This window comes from Arthrobacter nitrophenolicus (assembly GCF_045833485.1).
Classification (GTDB): domain Bacteria; phylum Actinomycetota; class Actinomycetes; order Actinomycetales; family Micrococcaceae; genus Arthrobacter; species Arthrobacter nitrophenolicus.
The window spans coordinates 2,939,012-2,957,457 of record NZ_CP174504.1 but is presented as its reverse complement, the minus strand read 5'-3'; the positions used below and the strand labels follow the sequence as shown (position 1 = coordinate 2,957,457).

Genomic DNA, 18,446 nt, shown 5'->3' with positions numbered 1-18,446 from the left:
ACCGCCTGTCCAGGCCCCCGCCGCACCACCTGCGGCCGGCCTGCTGCAACCCGTGGCGGAGCAGGTCTCAACTGTGGCGGATAACCTCGTAGCATCTGTACCGGTAGTTAACCAGGTTGTCCCGGCCGGCACCGTTACTGCAATTTCCGAGCCCGTCGCGCAGATTGCAGACGGCGCAACCTCGGCCGTGGTGGAGACTGTTGTCCCGCCGGTCGTGGCGACTCTCCCTGTGCTTGAGCCGGTCGTGCAGCCAGTCGCGGATGTCGTGACCGGCGCTGCTCCGCTTCCTGTTCCAGTTCCAGAACTGGCCGAGGTGGCGTCCGCGGAACCGGCAGCGGACGTTCTTCAGGCCGTTCCCGCAGATACCGGAATTGAATCTGCAGTAACCGATGCGGCGTTTGCCGGTGACCTGTCTGCTAACGCTGCTCCAGCCCTGTTTACAGCAGCAACTCCTGGCACGGACGCAACTACTCTTGCGCGCTCATCCGCCGGTCCACCGGCCGGGCAAGCTTTGCCCGCCATGAGCGGTGACCAGTCCGAAACGACGGATGGCTCGCCGCACCCTGCCCAGGTCCCGGCTGCGCCCGGTTCGGGCACCGGCAGCGGCGCTTCCTCCGCCAATTCCGCGGGCTCGGCCGCATGGCTGAACACCTTCAACTTCAACATTCCTGATGCTGGCCCGGTACGCGCCGGCGAGGCTTCCGAGCACGCTCCCGCACCGGTGTCCTTCGACCCCGGTTCTTCTCCTGACTAGTTGAGTCCACCCTGCCCTTTTGGGCAGTACGTGGCCATACGGGCAGCTCACTGCCGCCCGAACCTCAACTCTTTCAGGAGACATCACCATGAGTTCCAACCTTCGCAGGGGGCTGCTCGGCAGCCTCTTTGCCGGCGGGCTCCTAGCCCTCGGCTGCACCGCGGCAAACGCTGCGGACACCACCAGCGGATCGGATCTTTCCGCCTCCGCCCTCATCTCGGCGGCGGCGTCCGCTGACACGACGTCGTTGGGCCTGCTGGGTGACCCAACGCCGTCCGACTCAACGGACGTCGCCGCCGTAGCAGATGCCGCCGTCGTAGCGGACGTCGCCGTCGGCCTCGGCACCGGAACCACCGGAACCGGCTCAGACACCACCGCCGACGTCGCCGCTGTAGCGGACGTGAATCTCGGCCTCGGCTCCATTGGCACCAGCGGCACCGACACGGGCACCACGGACGTGGCAGTAGCCGCAGACGCCGCCCTCGCCCTCGGCACCGGAACCACCGGAACCGGCTCAGACACCACAGCCGACGTCGCCGCTGTAGCGGACGTGAATCTCGGCCTCGGCTCCATTGGCACCAGCGGCACGGACACGGGCACCACGGACGTGGCAGTAGCCGCAGACGCCGCCCTCGCCCTCGGCACCGGAACCACCACAGGCACCACTGATGTGGCTGCGGCAGCCGACATCACGCTGGCCGCCGGAAATGCAGACGGCGTGGCAACGGATGCAGCCGTTGCTGCGGACGTGGCCCTGGGCGTTGACAGCGTGACGGATGCGGATGGAACCACTAACGGCCTCGACGCTGCGGTAGACGCTGATCTCGGCGTCGACCTCGGAACCGGCACCACCGACGGAACCACCGGCGGCAACGGCAGCCTCGACGCTGCGGTTGACGCGGCCCTCGGCCTCGACCTTGGCACCGGCACCGGCACTGACGGAACCACCGGCGGACTCGACACCGTCGTAGACGCTGATCTCGGCGTCGACCTCGGAACCGGCACCACCGACGGAACCACCGGCGGCAACGGCAGCCTCGACGCTGCGGTTGACGCGGCCCTCGGCCTCGACCTTGGCACCGGCACCGGCACCGGCACCGGCACTGACGGAACCACCGGCGGACTCGACACCGTCGTAGACGCCGACCTCGGCGTCGACCTTGGCACCGGCACCGGCACCGGCACTGACGGAACCACCGGCGGACTCGACACCGTCGTAGACGCTGATCTCGGCGTCGACCTCGGAACCGGCACCGGCACCGACGGCACCACCGGCGGACTCGACACCGTCGTAGACGCCGACCTCGGCGTCGACCTCGGAACCGGCACCACCGACGGAACCACCGGCGGCAACGGCAGCCTCGACGCTGCGGTTGACGCGGCCCTCGGCCTCGACCTTGGCACCGGCACCGGCACCGACGGAACCACCGGCGGCAGCGGCGGCCTCGACGCAGGTGTCGACATCGGGATTGACCTGGGTATCGGCGTTATCGGTGGAGGTAGTGGCACCGAAACGCCGGGCACTGAGACCCCGGGCACTGAGACCCCGGGCACCGGCACTCCGGGTGACGGCAACACCGGCGGTGTCGGCACCGTCGATCCCGGCACGGACAACCCTGGCACCGATAACGGCGCCGGCAACGGTGATGGTTCCGACAACGGCACCACGGGCACGAACAACGGCGGCAACAGCGGAGGCACTGCCACCTCCGGTACCGGCGGCATTTCCGTAGCACCGGCGGGCTCCACCGCTGTTGGCGGAGCCATCGCAGCGGACACCACGCAGCGGAGCATGCAGTCCGGGAGCGCCTCTACCCTGGCAAACACGGGCATGGACGCCTCCCTGGTCCCGCTCGCCCTGCTGCTGCTCGTGGCCGGACTCCTGATGCTTCGCAAGCGCAAGGTGTCCTAGCAGCTCCCTTAGGAATCTGACAACGCCTGCACCCCTGCGCCTGACACGGCAGCAACCAGCAGGCTGAGGGAGAGGAGGACCGCCTAGACGCACCAAAATTCGACGCAAACATGTCCTCAGCACACATGTCCTTGTGGCTGGCGGTCCGGTGGCGAACGTTCCTAGTTCGCCTCCGGACCGCCGGTGTGCCCGCGCCGGCACGTCCGGGCCGATCGCTAGTTCTGCCGTAGCCCCCGTATAATTTTGAGTACGACAGTGCGGCAGCGCACCGGGAGGAACGGTCATGGTGGCGGAATCGCCTAGCTCCATTACGAATGAAGTGGTTGGCGGACGTTATCGGTTGGGTGAAGTTATTGGCCGTGGCGGAATGTCATCCGTCTATTGCGCCCGGGACGAAAACCTGGGCCGCGATGTAGCCCTCAAGCTCTTCGCACCACAGGCGCCGGACGCCGATGAACTGAAGCGCCAGGAAGCGGAAATCCAGCTGCTGGCCACGCTGAATCATCCGGGCCTGGTCACTCTTTTTGACGCCGGCATCGATGACCGCATACCGGACGAGCCCCGGCCCTTCCTGACCATGGAACTGGTTGAGGGCCAGGACCTGCGGACCCGGATCCGGCACAGCACGGTCCCGCTGGAGGAGCTGGCAGTCATCGGCGCGGGCATCGCCGACGCCCTGGCATATGTCCACGGGCTCGGCATCATCCACCGGGACATCAAACCAGCCAACATCCTGCTGGTCCAGATCCGTCCCGGCGAACCGCTGCGCCCGAAGCTCACAGACTTCGGCATTGCCAGGATCGCCGATTCGACCCGGCTCACAGCTACCGGAACCATGGTGGGCACGGCCGCATACCTCAGTCCGGAACAGGCCATGGGACAGCCCCTCTCCCCCGCCTCCGACATCTACTCGCTGGGCCTCGTTCTTTTGGAATGCATCAAGGGCGCGGTGGAGTACCCGGGCGGCGCGGTGGAGTCGGCGGTTGCCCGCCTGCACCGCGCACCGGAGATCCCGGACGACGTCCCTTCCGAATGGGCTGACCTCATCCGTTCCATGACCGCCATCGAGCCCCTGGAACGGCCGGCCGCGGCAGACATCGAGATCGCGCTGCGGCAGGCTCTGGTATCGCCGGCTTCCACCCCCGGGGAACTGGCGCCGGAGACGACCAGGGTGCTGCCCGCCATGCCCTTCCACCCGCCGTCGATCACCGCCGAGGAATCGGTGGATGAAATCCGCGAGGCCGCTGCTTCCCCCGAAGAGCCCGCTCCTGCAGCAGCACACAAGGAACCCGTAGCATCCCCAACTGGGCCATCCGCCGCGCGACCCGCACCGGCACCGGCGGATGATCCTGCACTGGCATCCTCCTTGCACCCGCAAACCCGGACCAAGCGCTTTTGGCTGGCTGTGATCCTGGGGCTGGTGGTGGTTGCCGCAGCTGTAGCCGCGGTCATGATGACGCTCAACGCCCAGTCTCCCGCCGACGTCGTGCCCTATCCCGAGGTGACCGGCGTCCTGGGCGAGCATCTGGAAGAACTGCAGAAAAGCGTGGAACCGTGAGGTTAAGCCGCGGCAACCGGCTGGCGCTGGGCTGGTCGGCCGCTTTAGTGGCAGCAGGCCTGCTCACCGGCTGCGCTGCCGCGGAGACGGGACTGCAGCGTGACACCGCCCGCCAGCTCCAGGCCAGGGTCCTGGAGGTGACCCAGGCTTCATCGCAGAGCGACCCCGCGGCAGCGCTGACGGCGCTGGACGGGCTCGAGGCCGAGCTGGAGGCCGCCCAAGCGAGGGGCGGTATTTCCGAGGAGCGGCGGCGAAGCATCACCACCATCGCCACCGCTGTGCGTGCGGACATCGAGGATGCGATTGCCGCTGCGGAAAAGGCGGCAGCGGAGAAAGCTGCAGCCGAACAGGCCGCGACCCAGACTCCTCCCCCGGCCGTCCAGGAGCCGGCGCCATCTCCTGTGCCGGAGCCCCAGCCGCAGGAGGCCGGCAAGGACGACGACAAAAGGGGTGACAAAGGCAAGGGCAACGATTAAGCGGCCGCAGGCCGTGCTGGCATGCGGCCGACGGCAAGCCCTTCACCTGAAATGCTAAAGGAGGCGGTGCCCGGTTACCGGGACACCGCCTCCTTTGTCATTTACGCCTGCCGCAGCGAGGTCGTCACCTAGTTCAGGGTGGCGATGACCTTGTTCAGTGTGGCCGACGGGCGCATCACTGCCGAAGCCTTGGCGTCGTCCGGGTGGTAGTAGCCTCCGATGTCCACGGGCGAACCCTGGACCTCGGCCAGCTCGCCAACGATGGTGTCCTCCTTGGAGGTCAGCTCGTGGGCGACGGAGCTGAAGGCGGCGGCAAGGTCGGCGTCGTCCGTCTGCTTGGCCAGTTCCTCGGCCCAGTAGCGGGCCAGGAAGTAGTGGCTGCCCCGGTTGTCGAGCTCGCCGGCGCGGCGGCTCGGGGACTTGTTTTCCAGCAGGAAGGTGCCGGTGGCACGGTCCAGGGTGTCTGCCAGGACCTGTGCGCGGGCGTTGCCTGCGGTGGTGGCCAGGTGCTCGAAGCTCACGGCCAGGGCCAGGAATTCACCGAGGCTGTCCCAGCGCAGGTGGTTTTCCTTCAGCAGCTGCTGGACGTGCTTGGGTGCGGAGCCGCCGGCGCCGGTTTCGAAGAGGCCGCCGCCGTTCATCAGCGGAACAACGGAGAGCATCTTGGCGCTGGTGCCCAGTTCCAGGATGGGGAACAGGTCCGTGAGGTAGTCGCGGAGGACGTTGCCGGACACGGAGATGGTGTCCTGGCCCTTGCGGATCCGCTCGAGCGTGTAGGCGATGGCCTTGACCGGGGACATGATCTGGATGTCCAGGCCCTCGGTGTCGTGGTCCTTCAGGTACTCGTTCACCTTCGCGATGAGGTTGGCGTCGTGCGCGCGCTCCTCGTCCAGCCAGAACACAGCAGGGGTCTGGGAGGCGCGGGCGCGGGTGACGGCCAGCTTGACCCAGTCGCGGATGGGGAGGTCCTTGGTCTGGCAGGCGCGCCAGATGTCACCCTCGGCAACCTGGTGTTCGACCAGGACGTTCCCTGAGCCGTCAACGATCTGGACGGTTCCCGGTTCCTGGATTTCGAAGGTCTTGTCGTGGCTGCCGTATTCTTCGGCGGCCTGGGCCATGAGGCCAACGTTCGGAACGGTGCCCATGGTGGTGGGGTCGTAGGCGCCGTTGGCGCGGCAGTCATCGATGACCACCTGGTAGATCCCGGCGTAGGAGCTGTCCGGCAGCACGGCCAGGGTGTCGGCTTCCTTGCCGTCCGGGCCCCACATGTGGCCGGAGCTGCGGATCATGGCCGGCATGGACGCGTCCACGATGACGTCGGACGGGACGTTCAGGGTGGTGATGCCCTTGTCCGAGTCCACCATTGCGAGCGCGGGGCCATCCTCCATGCCCTTCTTGATGAGCGACTGGACGCCTTCGCGCACGTCCTCGGGCAGGTCCTCGAGGCTGCTCAGGATGGCGGCCAGGCCGTTGTTCGGGCTGATGCCGGCGGCGGCGAGCTGCTTGCCGTAGGTCTCGAAAAGCTCGGAGAAGTAGGCCTTGACCACGTGGCCGAAGATGATGGGGTCGGAAACCTTCATCATGGTGGCCTTCAGGTGTGCGGAGAACAGCACGCCCTCTTCCTTGGCGCGGGCAACCTGGGCCTTGAGGAATTCGTCCAGGGCGGCGGCGCGCATCACGGTGCCGTCGATGACCTCACCGGCCAGGACCGGGAACGCCTTCTTCAGGACCTTCACGGAGCCGTCCTCACGGACCAGCTGGATGGCGACGGTGCCCTCGGACTCGACAACCACGGACTTCTCGTTGGAACGGAAGTCGTCCTTGCCCATGGTGGCCACGTTGGTCTTGGAGTCTGCGGTCCAGGCCCCCATGGAGTGCGGGTTCTGGCGGGCGTAGTTCTTGACGGACAGCGGTGCGCGGCGGTCCGAGTTGCCCTCGCGCAGGACCGGGTTCACGGCGGAGCCCTTGATCTTGTCATAGCGGGAGCGGATGGCCGTCTCCTCGTCCGAGGAGGGGTTGTCCGGGTAGTCCGGCAGCGCGTAGCCCTGGCCCTGCAGCTCTGCAATGGCGGCCTTCAGCTGCGGGATGGATGCGCTGATGTTCGGCAGTTTGATGATGTTCGCTTCCGGCGTCTTCGCCAGTTCACCCAGTTCAGCAAGGGCGTCACCGATCTGCTGCTCCGGGGTGAGGTAGTCACCGAACACGGCGATGATGCGGCCGGCGAGCGAAATGTCGCGGGTCTCCACCTCCACACCTGCGGTCGAAGCAAACGCCTCGATGATGGGCAGGAACGAATAGGTAGCCAGCATCGGCGCTTCGTCGGTGTGGGTGTAGATAATCTTGGACATGCGCGGGCGTCTCCCTGTGGGTCGGCTTGGTTGTGAAATGTCGGTCTATTTCACCATCTACAACTTACCCGAGGACGCGGGTTTGAACCTTACTGGAGCCGCTTGATTACCCCGCGGTGAGCAGGATTACAGCGATGCAGAATGCCCGACGGCGGCACGCACCAAGGCGCCATCCCGCCGTCGTAATCCCTGCCCCATCCCGCCGGCGCACTCGGCGGGAAGCCCTACATGATACGTCACTACTATTTACAAACTTGTCATGTGACGGGTAAATTCGCTACGTCACTCTCCGGCCCGCACCGGGGCCGCTACCCCGTTCAGACAGGACACCAATGACACGCACCAGGTCTCTCGCCTCGGGCCTCCTGAGCCTTTCAGCCGCAGCCGTTCTGGCAGTTGCCACGGCTGGCGGAGCCTCGGCCGCGCCGGACGCCACAGATGACAAAAACACGCCGGCCACTGCCAGTGTCACCGTCGAGGACACCGGCGCGGCAGAGTACTGGACAGCAGACAAGATGAAGGCAGCCATCCCGGGCGACGTCCTGGCCGGCAAGGCCTTGGAGCGCGGCAACCGCTCCGCCGTCCCCGTCGAAAAGGGCAAGGGCTCGCAGGTCAGCCCCACTCGAGGCAAGCAGACCATCGCAGCCAGCGAAGCCCCGGTGAAGCACATCGGCAAGGTCTTCTTCACCCTGGGCGGCGCGAACTACGTATGCTCCGGCAACGCTGTCTCCTCGGTCAACGAGAGCACGGTGGCCACGGCAGGGCACTGCCTCAATGAAGGCCCGGGAGCATTCGCCACGAACTTCATCTTCGTTCCTGCCTATGAAAATGGTGCTGCCCCCTACGGCAAGTGGACGGCGCGGAAGTATTTCGCCCCCACCCAGTGGAGCGCAAACGGGGACATGGCCTACGACACCGGCTTCGCCGTCATGAACCAGTTAGGCGGCAAGAACCTGACTGACGTCGTCGGTGGCTCCGGCGTCGCCTTCAACCAGGCACGCGGGCTCACCTACAAGTCCTTCGGCTACCCCGCAGCCCGCCCCTTCAACGGCGAGACCCTGAAGAGCTGCACAGGAACGGCAAGCAACGACGCCAACAACCCGCAGTTCGGCACCCAGGGCATCCCCTGCGACATGACCGGCGGTTCCTCCGGCGGCCCGTGGTTCATCGGCACCAGCTCCTCCGGCGTCCAGAACTCGATCAACAGCTACGGCTACAGCGGCTCCAACGTCATGTACGGCCCGTACTGGGGCACGGTCATCCAGGCGACGTACCAAAGTGCAGCGATCTCCTAGCAGCGAGCCAGCCGGGGAGGGCTCCGTCACGCACGGAGACGCAGCCCAGACCCACGAGGAAATCCTCGAGTACTGGACAAAGCAGCGGATGGCAGAAGCCAGGCCCCGGGAGCTCCGGCTCCCGGCGGAGGGTCCGCGTCTCAAGCAGAGGGACGCGGACGCTGACAAAGCCGGGTCCTAGGACATGTGCCCCAACACGAACGACGGCGCCTGCCCCCTACGCGGGGACAGGCGCCGTCGTTCGTTTAATTGGGCCCACGCCGTTAGGGGGCCGGTGGGGATCAGTGGAAGAAGTGGCGCGCACCGGTGAAGTACATGGTGATACCGGCCGCGTTGGCTGCCGCAATCACTTCGTCATCCCGGACGGAACCGCCGGGCTGCACCACGGCGCGGACGCCGGCGTCGATCAGGATCTGTAGCCCGTCGGCGAATGGGAAGAACGCGTCGGAGGCTGCCACGGCGCCGCGGGCGCGCTCAGGGGCGTTCGATCCGCTGGCGTTGGAGGCGCCGCCCGCACCGTCGACGTCGGACTCCACCGTCACGCCCAGCGTGTTGGCCCGCTCCACCGCCAGGCGGCAGGAGTCCAGGCGGTTGACCTGGCCCATGCCAATGCCGACGGCGGCACCGTCATTGGCGATCAGGATGGCGTTGGACTTCGCGGCCCGGCAGGCGGTCCACGCGAATGCGAGGTCCGCGAGGGTCTTCTCGTCCGCCGCCTCACCGGCGGCCAGGGTCCAGTTGGCGGGGTTGTCGCCGTCGGCGTCCACCTTGTCGGTGACCTGGACCAGCATGCCGCCGGAAACCTGGCGGAACTCGGTGGGGTACCGGCCGTAGCCCTCGGGCAGGGAGAGCAGGCGGATGTTCTTTTTCTTCGACAGGATCTCGACGGCTTCCGGCTCGAAGCCGGGCGCGATGACCACCTCGGTGAAGATGTCCTTGACGGTGTTGGCCATGCCGGCGGTGACCGGACGGTTGGCTGCGATCACGCCGCCAAACGCGGAAACGGGGTCGCAGGCGTGCGCCTTGGCGTGCGCATCGGCGATGGGGTCGGCGGCGTCCGCGGACCCCACGGCCACGCCGCAGGGGTTGGCGTGCTTGATGACGGCCACTGCGGGCTCACTGAAATCGAAGGCTGCGCGCAGGGCCGCGTCAGCGTCCACGAAGTTGTTGTAGCTCATGGCCTTGCCGTGCAGCTGGTCCGCCTGGGCGATGCCCACCGGGGCGGCCTTGTCCACGTAGAGCGCGGCCTGCTGGTGCGGGTTCTCGCCGTAGCGCAGGACCTCCGAGCGCTCCAGCGAGAGGCCGGCGTAGGCGGGCCAGTCGATGACGCCGTCGCCGTCCTCGTCCAGGAACTGGCTGGCCGTCCAGGTGGCCACGGCGTTGTCGTAGGAAGCGGTGTGGGCGAACGCCTTGGCGGCGAGCCGGCGCCGGGTCTTCAGGTCGAAGCCGCCCTCAGCGGCTGCGGCAACCACCTGGCCGTAGAAGGAGGGGTCCACCACAATGGCGACGGCGGCGTGGTTCTTCGCTGCCGACCGCACCATGGCGGGGCCGCCGATGTCGATCTGCTCGACGACGTCGTCCTGGGCCGCGCCGGACTTGACGGTTTCCACGAACGGGTAGAGGTTCACCACCACCAGGTCGAAGGGCTCGATCTCCATGCGGCTGAGCGTTTCCATGTGGGCGGGGACGCGGCGGTCCGCCAGGATACCGCCGTGGACGCGCGGGTGCAGCGTCTTGACGCGGCCGTCCAGCATCTCCGGTGAACCGGTGACTTCCTCAACCTCCTGCACGGGAATGCCCGCGGCGGCGATCTTCTTGGCCGTGGAACCGGTGGAGACCAGCTTCACTCCCGCTGCGTGCAGGCCCTGGGCGAGTTCCTCCAGACCGGTCTTGTCGTAAACCGAGATCAGCGCCCGGCGGATGGGAACACGGTCAATGGATACGCGCTCATGCTGCGTGAAGCTCACAAATGTCTCCGTCTTATCTCGCGGAACAGTGCCGCGGTTGGTGGGGATAGGCCCAGTTTATCGCGAAGCGCAGGTTGCCCCGCGTGTCCGCCTGAGTGTGAACGCCCCCGGGCGCGGCTAGAGTTTTCCCAGGAGGCTGCGATGAATACTTACACCACTGTGCCCAGCGGCGAACAGGTGGTCCAGGAACTGCCCTGGCGATGGAAAGTCCAGGGCAGGATCTTCCTGATCGGCGGGCTCGGGTTCATGTTCGATGCCTGGGATGTGACCCTGAACGGCATCCTCATTCCGCTGCTCTCCACGCATTGGGCACTGACACCGGGTGAAGTGGCATGGGTGGGAACATCCAACCTCATCGGCATGGCCCTCGGCGCCTTCGTCTGGGGCACCATCGCGGACACCATTGGACGCAAGAAGGCATTCACGGCCACGCTGCTGATCTTCTCGCTCTTCACCGTGTTCGGCGCCTTCTCCCCCGACTTCATTTGGTTCTGCGTGTTCCGGTTCATGGCCGGCTTTGGCCTGGGCGGGTGCATTCCCGTGGACTATGCACTGGTGGGCGAGTTCACGCCGCGGAAGCAGCGCGGCAAGGTGCTGACGGCCATGGACGGCTGGTGGCCCATTGGAGCCGCCCTCGCCGGCTTCGTGTCGGCCGGCCTGGTGGCCCTGTACGGCGACTGGCGGCTGACCATGCTGGTGATGGTCCTGCCCGCACTGCTCGTCTTCTGGGTCCGGCGGAGCGTGCCCGAGTCGCCGCTGTTCCTGATCCGCCAGGGCAGGCGGGAGGAAGCCGCAAAAGTCATCGACGGCCTGGTGGAAGCAACCGGGGCCGAGCCCCGCGCCTACAGCCTGCCGGATGCCAAGGACGTCCCGCGGCTCTCGGCCGGCAGCGCGTGGACCCAGCTGCGGTCCGTGTGGCAGTTCAACTGGAAGATCACCGCTGCGGCATGGGCGTTGTTCTTCAGCATCCTGCTGGTCTACTACCTGTCCCTGACCTGGATGCCGCGGATCCTGATCGGCGCCGGCTTCGCCGAGTACAAGGCGTTCGTGACCACCGCGTCCATGGCCGCCGTGGGACTGCTGGGCGTCATCGTCGCCGCGCTCCTGGTGGAGCGGGTGGGCCGAAAGTGGATCCTTGCCATCACCGGCCCGCTGTCCGCGCTGACCCTGGTGATCGTGGCGTTCGTGGTGGACATCCCCACGGCGGCGGTGTTCTGGCTGCTGGTGTTCGGGTTCGTGGTGCAGGTGGCCATCCCGGTGCTGTACGCCTACGTGTCCGAGCTCTACCCCACCGAGCTGCGCGGCTCCGGCTTCGGCTGGGCGTCCACGTTCTCACGGCTTGGGGCAGGTTTCGGACCGCTCATCTTCGCCAACTACTTTTGGCCGGAGCTGGGCCTCGCAACATCCTTCGCCCTGGCCGGCGGACTGGTGCTGCTGGCCGTACTGTGGATGGCGTTCTTCTCCCCCGAGACCAAGCAGCGCCGCCTCGAGTAAAGGCTGCCTTCGACGCGCAAATCCGCTGCCGACACGCATATGCATGTGCGCACCGTATATTTCAGTTGCGCCCGTGCATGTGAGCGTCGAAAAGTAACCTGCGCGTCGACGGCGGGTCAGGGGTCCGGGTCAGGTCCCCGGGTCAGGCTTGGGCGGCGGCGAGGTCTGCCAGCGTGGAGACCAGGAGCCGGCGCTCCACCACCTTGATGCGTTCGTGCAGGGTTTCCTCAGTGTCGCCGTCCTCGACGGCCACGGCTTCCTGGGCGATGATGGGGCCCGTGTCCACGCCGGCGTCGGCCCAGTGCACCGTGCAGCCGGTGACTTTCACGCCGTACGCCATCGCTTCCCGCACACCGTGGGCCCCGGGGAACGCCGGCAGCAGCGCCGGGTGGGTGTTCAGGTATTTGCCGTTGAACGCGTCGATGAACTCAGGACTCACGATCCGCATGAACCCGGAAGACACCACAACATCCGGTTCGAAGGCAGCCACAGCTTTGGTGAGCGCGCTGTTCCACTCCGCGCGGTCCGGGTAGGCCTTGAAGTCCACCACGAACGTGGGGATGCCGGCGGCTGCGGAGCGTTCCACGCCGTAGGTCCCCGGGCGGTCGGCCCCCACGGCGGCGATTTCGACGTCCAGTTCGCCGGCCTTCACCGCATCAATTACTGCCTGGAGATTGGACCCGGTGCCGGAAACGAGGACTACGATGCGCATTGGTCTAGCTTATGGGCAGCCTCGCGTAGGCTGGAAAACATGAACAGCAACCCCGAACCGGCGCAGCAGCAGCGGACCAGAGCTCCGCTCAGCGAGGCGGCAAAAGCCTCGCTCGCCAGGACCCACACGCTGTTCCGGATGTTCGTCGTCTCGGTCCTGGGCGCGTTCTTCGTCTACCAGCTGGACGTCAACTACCTCTGGCTCACGGCCATCCTCACGGCCGCCAGCCTGGCCCTGGGCGTGGTCCTGCTGGTCCGGGCAGTGCGGTTGCGGGAGTCCAAGCTCGTCCTCATCGGGACCATCTCGGGGATGGTGGTCTCGGCCATCCTGGTGCTGCTGATCGTCGTGACGGCGGTGTTCTTCGACGAGATCCGCGAATATCAGGCGTGCGTGGGCCGGGCGCTGACGGACCAGGCCCAGACTGCCTGCCGCATACAGCTTGAGAAGTCGCTGCCCGCGCAGCTTCCCTAGCATCTACCCCGGGCGTCCACTTCAGTGGACCAGTTCGGCGTCCTCTTCTTTGGCGGCCCGCTCGCGTTCCAGCCAGGGACCCGCTGCATAGCCAATCACGACGCCGGCACCCACCTCGGCGGCCACCCAGACTCCCGTCCACAACGGGTCCGGGCCGATCTCCGTCAGCCGCCCGATGCCTGCCGAACCACGGGCCAGCCAGGCCGCCGCCATAGCCAGCAGCCCGGCAGCCAGCCCGGTCAGCACGCCAAGCACCAGGGTGGAGATGGAGGCCGTGAACCAGCGCGCCCGGATCTTGATGGCAAGCCACTCGTCAAAATGGTTCTCGCCTTCCCGGAGGAACCACCACCCCGCCAGGACGCCGGCCAGCACCGGGACGATCAGGGCAACGACGGCATAATCGAGCGGCCCGCTCGGAATGGCCGCCAGCACGGGGATGGAGGGCAGCGGTCCGACGGCGGTGCCGAGGGGACCCACCTGCGAGCCGACCCCCATGGCAAAACCCGCCCCGGACGTCCATGCGAGGGCGAAGACCACCAGGTTGGGCAGGTAGCCAAGCTGCGCAACGGTGAGGGCCGCACCTCCGATGGCGCCGGCGTCGAGCGCTTCATAAACGGCGACCACCAGGTTCCAGTGGATGAACAAGTCCACGGCCAGCAGCGCCGAGGCAAGCGCCAGGGCGGACACCACGGCCACAAAGCCGGCCTTGGCAGCGGAAGCCAAGTAGGAGCCCGCCCAGCGGGAATGCTGGCTGGTGCGTGAGATCCAGTCCACAGCGTCGACGCTGATCAGCCGGCTCCAGGACCCGGCCTCGCGGCGGGCGCCGATCACCATTCCCAGGGCGTAGGGAACCAGGGGAACCAGCATGGCGTGCCCCAGGTTGATGCCGACGTCCGCTGTGCGGCATACGAATCCGGTGGCCGCACCGAAGGCGGAGTAGACAAGCCACGATCCCAGCAGCGCCTGCCAGAGCTGGTCCGTGTAGGACGCCCGCGCCAGGCGCCGGCCCGCACGCCACGCCAGCAGGAACGGGATCAGGGTCAGCCCCAGGGGAACGAGTGTCAGGAGGCCGGCGTCACCGTGCGCGGCGGTGTCCGACCCCGCGGCCGTGAGCGCGAGCGGCACACCGTGGACCAGCAGCCAGGACTGCCCGGCGAGCCGGGCCAGGGTGTCGAAATGCCCGTCCTGGAAGCCTGCGGTGGCCCAGACGGCAATGATCGGCGCGATCACCACCAGCGCGGAAATGACAGCCGCCTGGGCTGTTTCGAGGGCACCCTGCAGCCACAGGGGCATGGGGAGGCCACGGTCTCCGGTCTGGTCGGCGCGCAGTTTCATCGTGTTCCATGGTGTCACGGCGGGTCCGCCAGGCCTGGAAGCGACAGGCTTGCGGCCAGCATCAACCGCTGGTTGCACGGCTTTTCCCGGCGCTTTTTAGCAGGGTCCGCCGTAAAATGGGATTTACTGCAAACACCGGCACCCCCAGGGTGCCTCGAGAGTACGGCTGGTCTCCGTCCGGTGAACGAACAGCGGCATCGAGAGCAGGCCGGCGAGGGCCCGGAAACCGTAAGCCGGGAAACAGGAGCCGCGAATGAGAGATGAACACTAAGTTCTGAAGATATTCGTCCTACTGGCTGGTGCAGCCGCCGTTTCGGCGGAGGCTGCACCAGCGTTTTTCTGAATTCTGCAAGCACGGCGACGCCGGGAGCCTCCAAGTAGGCTCCCGGCGTCGACTGTTCTTACTTCCGTTACTCAGAGGCGGCGGTCGCGGTCCACGCCGTCAGCGTCAATGTGTTCCTTGCGGACTTCCTCATCGACCCGGACCTCGTCCTGGACAACGTCCTTGTCGAGGCGGACCCGTTCCACCGGCACGGTTTCCTTCTCGACCACGGGGCGCTCCTCGTGCAGGGTCACCTCGTGCTCTTCTTCGCTGATGTCCGGTCCGCGCATCGCATCGCCGCGGTTGGCGTCGGTGACGGGTTCGCGCTCCAGGCGGACTTCCTCACGCTGCACAGGGACGGTCTTGGTGACGTGTTCCGTGGTGACATACTTCCGCAGCCGCGCCCGGCCTGCAGTTTCGCGCTCGGTGCCAACGTGGAGCCGTTCCTCGGAACGGGTCATCGCGTCGTCGGTATTGGGGCCTGAGGTGTCATGGCCCACCGTGCCCCTGTCGCGGTCAGTGAGGTCGCGGTCAGTGAGATCCCGGTCCCGGCCGATGCCGGCCGTCGGGGTACCGGCGTTGAGGTCGGCGTCGCCCTGGAGGTCCACGTCGTCCCGGGCGTCGGAGTAGGTGCGGGCGCCGCGGTCGTAGTGGGTGTAGAGGCGGTCCTCTTCCTCGGGGGTGAGGTGGCCGTCCACGTCCACGCGCGGTGCGTCCTTGACGTGTTCCTTGGTGTACGGAACCACCAGGTCATCGCCCTGGGTGTGCGCGCCTTCAACGGGAACGAAGGACTGGGAGGTGCCGAAAAGTCCCGTCTTTACGGTGACCCACGTCGGTTCACCCGTATCGTCGTCCGCGTACAGCTGGCCGATCGAGCCGATCTTCTCGCCGTCGGAGCCGACGACGTTGCCGTTCCTGTTGAGCAGGTCTTCAATGTTTTCCCGGTTGAGCATGACGTCTCCTTGGATGTGTCGTTGCACTTGGGTCTCGCCAGCTGTGGATGGTCCGGCACGGGGGTTCCCGTGCCGGACACCGCCCCGGCTGCTTGAGGCTGTGAGTACTGGCTGCCCCACTACCGTAAGCATGCTTATCATCAATTGCAAAGCCTACTTAGTAATTTTTTTGAACCGGACCTTCTGCCGTTCACCCAAGCTTTCCCTCCGGGTCACGCGTTCTCCCCCGCTACGTTAGGGCCGGCACCCACGGTGGAGGGGTGAGGATCGCAATTGTTGCTGAATCATTCCTGCCGCTGATGAACGGTGTGACGCACTCCATCCTTAGGGTGTTGGACCACCTGCAGGACCGGGGCGACGACGTCCTGGTCATTGCGCCATCCACCCAGGACGGGGAAACACCGGACCAGGTCAAGGGTGCCGCGGTCCACCGCCTGCCCGCCGTGCCGCTGGCGGGATACACGAACGTCCGGGTGGCGATGGGCGGTGTGTACCGGGTCAAGAGAATCCTTGCCGATTACGCACCGGACGTGGTCCACCTAGCCTCGCCGTTTGTCCTCGGCTGGCGGGCGGCGCAGGCAGCGCACCAGCTGGGGATCCCCACCGTGGCCATCTACCAGACCGAAGTTCCCAGCTACGCCGCCCGGTATGGGGTTCCGTTCCTGGAGAACTGGGCCTGGAACCGGGTCGAGAACATCCATCTGTTGGCCTCCCGCACCCTGGCGCCGTCCACGTTCGCGCTGAACCAGTTGCGCGGCCGCGGCATCCCCCGCGTGCAGATGTGGCGCCGCGGGGTGGATACCGCCCGGTTTTCGCCGGCAAAGCGCGACGACGGGTGGCGGGCTTCGGTGGCCCCCGGCGGCCAGCGGATCATCGGCTACGTGGGCAGGCTCGCCGTCGAGAAGCAGGTTGAGGACCTCGCAGCCCTGGCAGGGATTCCCAACACGAAACTGGTGATCGTGGGCGACGGTCCCCAGCGGGCCGCCCTGGAGGAGGCCCTGCCGGACGCGGCCTTCACCGGGTTCCTGGGCGGCGAGGACCTGGCACGCGCCGTGGCGTCCTTCGACCTGTTCGTCCATCCCGGCGAGTTCGAGACGTTCTGCCAGACCATCCAGGAGGCTATGGCATCGGGGGTACCGGTGGTGGCCACGGGCCGCGGCGGCCCCCTGGACCTGGTGGAGAATTCCCGGACGGGCTGGCTCTACGAACCAGGCGACCTGTCCGCCCTGCGCGCCCGGGTCCTGGACCTGATGGGTGACGACGCCAAACGCCGGGCGTTCGCCACTATGGCCCACGCAGCGGTGCAGGACAGGACCTGGCCTGCCCTCTGCGCCGAACTGGTCAACCATTACAACGACGTGCTGGCGGAAGCACCGGCAGGACGGGCATCCGGTTCATGGACATCCGTTTCAAAGACAGGGGCAGCTCAGTGAAAATCTCGGTCATTGGCTGCGGCTACCTTGGTGCCGTCCACGCCGCCACCCTGGCATCCATGGGCCACACGGTGGTGGGTATCGACGTCGATCCCGCCAAAGTTGAACAATTGGGCCGCGGGGCCGCCCCCTTCCATGAGCCGGGACTGGACGAACTGCTCCGGGACGGGCGCAGCAGCGGCAGGCTGCGCTTCTCCAGCGATGCCGCCGACGCGAAGGATGCGCAGGTCCACTTCCTTTGTGTAGGGACTCCCCAGGACAAAACGTCCGACGCCGCCGACCTCACCTTCCTGGTCTCCGCCGCGAGAACGCTGCTGCCGCACCTGGCCGCGGGCGCCGTCGTCGTCGGTAAATCCACCGTGCCGGTGGGCACGGTGGAGATGCTCCGCGGAGTCCTGGCCCGGCGGCCGGACGTGCTGCTGGGCTGGAACCCCGAATTCCTCCGGCAGGGCACCGCGGTGAAGGACTCGCTGGTGCCGGACCGGCTGGTCTATGGAGTGGACGGCGGCCGGGGCGCCGCCTTCAATCCGTCAACCGGCGCGCCGCTGGGCGTGGCAGCCGCGCTGGACGCGGTGTATGAGCCGCTGCTCCGTGCCGGGATTCCGCGGCTGGTCTGCAACTTCGCGACGGCGGAACTCATCAAGTCGGCAGCGAACGCATACCTGGCCACCAAGGTCAGCTTCATCAACGCCGTGGCCGAACTCTGCGACGCCTCCGGGGCGGACGTGGGCGAACTCAGCGAGGCGATGGGCCTGGACCCAAGGATCGGGAACCGGTACCTGCATGCCGGTCTGGGCTTTGGCGGCGGCTGCCTGCCCAAGGACATCCGCAGCTTCCGGTCGCAGGCCGCCGGTCACGGCGTTACCGCCGTGGAGGACTGGATGGGCCTGGTGGATGCGGTGAACCTCGGGCAGCGGTCCCGGACGGTGGACCTGGCAGCGGAGCTTTGCGGCGGAACCCTGGCCGGCCGGTCGGTGACCGTGCTGGGGGCGTCCTTCAAACCGGACACGGATGACATCCGCGACTCGCCAGCCCTTGACGTGGCGGACAGGCTCGCGGCCGCAGGGGCACACGTGACCGTGACGGATCCCAAAGCCGTCAACCAGGCCTGGCGGCGGTACCCCCGGCTGCGGTTCGAAACCTCCACCGGACGCGCGCTGGAGGGGGCGGAGCTGGTGCTGCTTCTGACCGAATGGGACGAATACCGGCAGCTCTCCCCCAGCGTTGCGGGCGGGCTGGTCCGACGGCGGGTGGTGCTGGACGCACGCAACGTGCTGGACGCCGATGCCTGGCGGGCCGGTGGCTGGGTTGTGCGCGGCCTCGGCACGAATGCCGGGATGCCTACAGGCGGCGCCGCATCCGCGACCACCGCTCCTGCCACCGACCGCGTCCCGGCCTCCCGGGCACGGTAGGACC

The 18,446-nt window shown here is 67.0% G+C and carries 14 protein-coding genes; 9 read left to right on the top strand and 5 right to left on the bottom strand.

Features of this window, described 5'->3' with window-relative positions:
• The first annotated feature begins 520 nt into the window (after positions 1–520).
• The 4 genes from ACJJV6_RS13755 to ACJJV6_RS13740 all read left to right on the top strand — a co-directional run bounded on the left by ACJJV6_RS13755 (position 521) and on the right by ACJJV6_RS13740 (position 4,700).
• Positions 521–754 carry a hypothetical protein gene (locus tag ACJJV6_RS13755; RefSeq protein ID WP_235046867.1) on the top strand — a complete coding sequence of 78 codons (234 nt, stop codon included), beginning with the start codon at positions 521–523 and terminating at the stop codon, positions 752–754.
• Between the two features lie 88 nt (positions 755–842).
• Positions 843–2,666 (top strand): hypothetical protein, encoded by a 1,824-nt coding sequence (locus ACJJV6_RS13750; protein WP_407709218.1) that lies wholly within the window; start codon positions 843–845, stop codon positions 2,664–2,666.
• Positions 2,667–2,949: 283 nt separating this feature from the next.
• Complete coding sequence (locus ACJJV6_RS13745) at positions 2,950–4,224, top strand: serine/threonine-protein kinase (RefSeq protein WP_354175414.1); 1,275 nt, start codon at positions 2,950–2,952, stop codon at positions 4,222–4,224.
• Positions 4,221–4,700 (top strand): hypothetical protein, encoded by a 480-nt coding sequence (locus ACJJV6_RS13740; protein WP_009372963.1) that lies wholly within the window; start codon positions 4,221–4,223, stop codon positions 4,698–4,700. Before ACJJV6_RS13745 ends, ACJJV6_RS13740 begins: the two co-directional genes overlap by 4 nt.
• A 128-nt stretch (positions 4,701–4,828) precedes the next feature.
• Here the strand turns inward: ACJJV6_RS13740 and ACJJV6_RS13735 are convergent, their stop codons facing one another.
• Positions 4,829–7,048 carry an NADP-dependent isocitrate dehydrogenase gene (locus tag ACJJV6_RS13735; protein WP_009372962.1) on the bottom strand — a complete coding sequence of 740 codons (2,220 nt, stop codon included), beginning with the start codon at positions 7,046–7,048 and terminating at the stop codon, positions 4,829–4,831.
• Positions 7,049–7,380: 332 nt separating this feature from the next.
• On the opposite strand from ACJJV6_RS13735, the gene ACJJV6_RS13730 reads away from it, so the two are divergent.
• Positions 7,381–8,343 carry a serine protease gene (locus ACJJV6_RS13730; RefSeq protein ID WP_009372961.1) on the top strand — a complete coding sequence of 321 codons (963 nt, stop codon included), beginning with the start codon at positions 7,381–7,383 and terminating at the stop codon, positions 8,341–8,343.
• Between the two features lie 281 nt (positions 8,344–8,624).
• Here ACJJV6_RS13730 and purH read toward each other — a convergent pair whose 3' ends face one another.
• Positions 8,625–10,310, bottom strand: coding sequence for a bifunctional phosphoribosylaminoimidazolecarboxamide formyltransferase/IMP cyclohydrolase (gene purH, locus ACJJV6_RS13725; RefSeq protein WP_009372959.1), 1,686 nt, complete (start codon positions 10,308–10,310; stop codon positions 8,625–8,627).
• A 141-nt stretch (positions 10,311–10,451) separates the two neighbouring features.
• Between purH and ACJJV6_RS13720 the strand changes: the two genes are divergently transcribed.
• Positions 10,452–11,804 (top strand): MFS transporter, encoded by a 1,353-nt coding sequence (locus ACJJV6_RS13720; protein WP_009372958.1) that lies wholly within the window; start codon positions 10,452–10,454, stop codon positions 11,802–11,804.
• A 142-nt stretch (positions 11,805–11,946) separates the two neighbouring features.
• On the opposite strand, the gene purN is transcribed toward ACJJV6_RS13720, so the two are convergent.
• Complete coding sequence (purN, locus tag ACJJV6_RS13715; RefSeq protein ID WP_009372957.1) at positions 11,947–12,516, bottom strand: phosphoribosylglycinamide formyltransferase; 570 nt, start codon at positions 12,514–12,516, stop codon at positions 11,947–11,949.
• 39 nt (positions 12,517–12,555) lie between these two features.
• Here purN and ACJJV6_RS13710 point away from each other — a divergent pair, with 39 nt between their 5' ends.
• Positions 12,556–12,987, top strand: a complete 432-nt coding sequence (locus ACJJV6_RS13710) for a hypothetical protein (protein WP_009372956.1) — start codon at positions 12,556–12,558, stop codon at positions 12,985–12,987.
• A 21-nt stretch (positions 12,988–13,008) separates the two neighbouring features.
• On the opposite strand, the gene ACJJV6_RS13705 is transcribed toward ACJJV6_RS13710, so the two are convergent.
• Together ACJJV6_RS13705 and ACJJV6_RS13700 are read right to left on the bottom strand one after the other, a co-directional pair.
• Positions 13,009–14,322, bottom strand: coding sequence for a DUF6350 family protein (locus ACJJV6_RS13705; protein WP_009372955.1), 1,314 nt, complete (start codon positions 14,320–14,322; stop codon positions 13,009–13,011).
• Between the two features lie 414 nt (positions 14,323–14,736).
• Complete coding sequence (locus tag ACJJV6_RS13700) at positions 14,737–15,597, bottom strand: PRC and DUF2382 domain-containing protein (protein ID WP_009372954.1); 861 nt, start codon at positions 15,595–15,597, stop codon at positions 14,737–14,739.
• A gap of 260 nt (positions 15,598–15,857) precedes the next feature.
• Between ACJJV6_RS13700 and ACJJV6_RS13695 the strand changes: the two genes are divergently transcribed.
• Together ACJJV6_RS13695 and ACJJV6_RS13690 are read left to right on the top strand one after the other, a co-directional pair.
• Positions 15,858–17,030 (top strand): glycosyltransferase family 1 protein, encoded by a 1,173-nt coding sequence (locus ACJJV6_RS13695; RefSeq protein WP_009372953.1) that lies wholly within the window; start codon positions 15,858–15,860, stop codon positions 17,028–17,030.
• Positions 17,027–18,442, top strand: a complete 1,416-nt coding sequence (locus tag ACJJV6_RS13690; RefSeq protein WP_407709217.1) for a UDP-glucose dehydrogenase family protein — start codon at positions 17,027–17,029, stop codon at positions 18,440–18,442. The genes ACJJV6_RS13695 and ACJJV6_RS13690 overlap by 4 nt, the downstream gene beginning before the upstream one ends.
• The last annotated feature ends 4 nt before the right edge of the window (positions 18,443–18,446 follow it).